Below are 3,009 nucleotides of genomic sequence, written 5' to 3' on the forward strand. Positions count from 1 at the left end.
AGTGCCTGCGTTATTAACTTGTCTAGACATAAAGAACCTCCTGCTTTAAGTGATATCTCTACCACTTTAACAGGAGGTTCTTCCTTTTCTATCCCCAATCAACTAAAATTCGGGATGAGTCATGTTTTTAGAGGTTGATAGATAAAAAAAGTACTAACAATAATAAAGATCTGGAGGGGCTACTGTTGGAAGGAGCTAGAAGCCCCTAGTATATTTTATAAAATTAGCGCCTTCACTCTTTTATAATAAGGCAGTCTATAAAATTTTGTAGCTTCAGAAATTTTATAGACTGCCTGTAGCTTTCTGAATGCTATAAAGCTTCAGTTAATTTTTGTAATGCTCTATTTATTACTGCGCTTGTAGTCTTCGTACTCCAACGAGGCCATTATAAACGTTCCAATTGCTTTTCCTTCGTTTTCAACAATAGTTACATCTTTTCCGCTTAAGTAGTAATTGACCGTTCCTGTACGAGATGGGTCTTTGGCAGGGCCTAAGCCAGCCGAAGCACAGGTTTGTATAATGTTGGTTTTGCCACCATCTTCACGAATAAAAGTTTTAAGCAGGCCTTGGTAAGCTTTTTCTGCCACTGGTTGGTAAGTTGCTTTATCAAGGAGGCCAAGCCTGATTCCTTTTAGATAAGCATAAGTAAATATAGAGGAGCAAGATGCCTCTAAGTAGTTAGGATCTGTTCCTACATTATATGTTTCACCATCTACTATGTCTCCCTTGCCATCAGCCGTTGTTGTAGCATCATACTGCAATAATTGGTACCATACCCCTGATTCCTGGTCTTGCCGACGTTTTAGCCCTACTGCTACTTGATTGAATATCTTCAAAACATCATTGTAGTCTTTATGGTCTTTAGGCATATATTCTAATACGTCTGCCAGTGCGGCAAAATACCAGCCCATTCCTCGACCCCAAAATTCTTTACTAGCCCCTAAAAAAGGTTCCTGCTGATTGGCCCAGAAGGAGTTAGAGTCGGTTGGCTCGGCTGACCAGGCATGATAGTTCAGTTGAGCTTCTGGGTTATAAGTATACTTATGGATGGTTTTAAATTGTAAAGCAATATCATCCCAACTTTCTGTATTCTCTTGTGCATTTGATTTTCCAAATGCATCTTGCCATTGAGCATAGATAGGAGAGCCCATGTATAAACCATCTAGCCACATCTGGTTAGGGTAAATGGCTTTGTGAAAGAATCCTCCGGCTCCAGGCAATCCCTCTGCTATCCGGGAGTGGTCGTGCTTTAGAGTGTTGCGAATTACAGTTGCTGCAGTTTTATACCGTTCGGCATCTTTGGTATTGCCTTTTTTCAATTCTTCCTCATAAAGAGCGAAAAAAATTCTTCCGGCAGGTAAGTCATCAATATTACTTGGTCTAATTGCAGAACCTCCCTTAGAGTTCAGAATCACAGTGCCATCCTCATTAAGGTTTCTATCTGCGAAGGCTCTTACGGCTTCATAATATTCGGTTTTCTCCGGATACATTACCCAAGCTTTAAGCACAGCACTTGCAACAAGTCCAGAAACATAATCCCAGCCAGTATTAGCTAATTCAGCCTGGTGGTGTCGGTTGGTGTAAAAATCAACTAAACCGTGCGACTCAACCATCTTCTGAGACCATTCTAATGAATTTTCTTTCTCTTCCTCTTTTGAGCTACATGCAAATATTAACAAGGAAATCGCGAGTAAAAGGTAATTTTTCATGATAGGTATTATAATCTGTAATTTTTTAGGGTGACGTTATATTTGTACTAGCTGCCAGCTTATAGCACTTCATCAGCACAGCCAATCTGCTTTCCACTAACTAGGTACTGCTAATTAATATTAGCTAGATTTAAATAAGTGCTATAAGTAAATATGCTTCTTTACAAATATAGGTTAATTACATTGTGGAATTGCAAAAGATTGCCTTATGCTTTTATAGGTAGTAGTAAAATATTGGCACAAGGATGGCTTGGGCTCTTAAAAGATATAAGCCTTTGGTGATGTCTTTAATATTTAAACGACTTGGGCGAGGCTATTGTGAACACGACTGCTACACTTGTCAGTTTCTTTTCTCGGCAGATGATGGGATAATCAGAATAGCCACTTATGTTCAACTTCAGAGCCTGGATCCTTTGATTCACGAAAGAGAAAAGCAAGGACCCTTGTAGAAGCCGTTCATATCCCATTAACTATGGTGAGTGTGCTATTGTCTCCTTAACTTCTTAGGTGTGTCATCATTAAAATTGTTTCTGCCCTGGTTAGCTCACCAATTCTACTAATGAAACAGGCCTCCCAGAGGCTTTGATCGGGGACTGCGGCCAAGAAGGGGGGCACCGAAAAACAATCGTGCTGTGTCTAAGGGAGTTAGGCGAATATTCCAGAATTGTTGCGCCTGGCGCTTGGAATGCGGCTGGGGTTTGCTACTTTTGCATCCCCATCCGGCAGGGACGGGAAAGGCCGCAAGGCCAAAGAGAGACGCCGAAAAAAACTTTTGCCTTGGTGCTTGCGGGGGCGGAAAAGATGCTTACCTTTGCCTCCCGTTTCAGAGGAGGCGGACCTCGGGGCCTGGACTTGGCCCGCAGGGAAAGAAGGAAGGAAAAGCTTCAGGAAATATTTTCTGTTTTTGTTTTGCAGATCAGGGAAAGCTTCTTAGCTTTGCACCCGCTTCCAGAGGGAAGCCTCTTGAGGGGCCTTGTAACAGGGGCCGCAGGAGAGGGGAGAGGGCAGGATGAGGAAAGGAAAAAAAGTTTGAAAATTTTTCCCTGAGGCCTTGCAGAAAGGAAAAAGCTTCTTACCTTTGCAACCCGCTCCGGAAGGGAGCAGAAAAAAAGAGAAAGAGTAGAGTAAAACAGTGACACAAGCCGTTGAGGCTTAGCCGCTAAGGCAGCGGCACAAGGGAAGAGAGATGCTCTTCCGCAAGTTCTTTGAGAGACTGATAGAGACGAAATTAAAATCCGCGCGGGTCGGTGTTCACTCACCACCTGCGTCAATTCTAGAGATAGAGTAAAAAAAGGAAGGG

1 protein-coding gene is annotated in these 3,009 nt (G+C 42.4%); it reads right to left on the bottom strand.

Annotated elements, in window-relative coordinates:
• Positions 1–341: 341 nt before the first annotated feature.
• Positions 342–1,709 (bottom strand): glycoside hydrolase family 88 protein, encoded by a 1,368-nt coding sequence (locus ACMA1I_RS23225; protein ID WP_337070886.1) that lies wholly within the window; start codon positions 1,707–1,709, stop codon positions 342–344.
• Positions 1,710–3,009: the final 1,300 nt, after the last annotated feature.

The organism is Pontibacter sp. 13R65, assembly GCF_047525655.1.
GTDB lineage: Bacteria > Bacteroidota > Bacteroidia > Cytophagales > Hymenobacteraceae > Pontibacter.

What these genes read in the sequence shown, in the direction of transcription:
- ACMA1I_RS23225 (WP_337070886.1), bottom strand. Translation starts at nt 1,709, where the DNA reads ATGAAAAATTACCTTTTACTCGCGATTTCCTTGTTAATATTTGCATGT.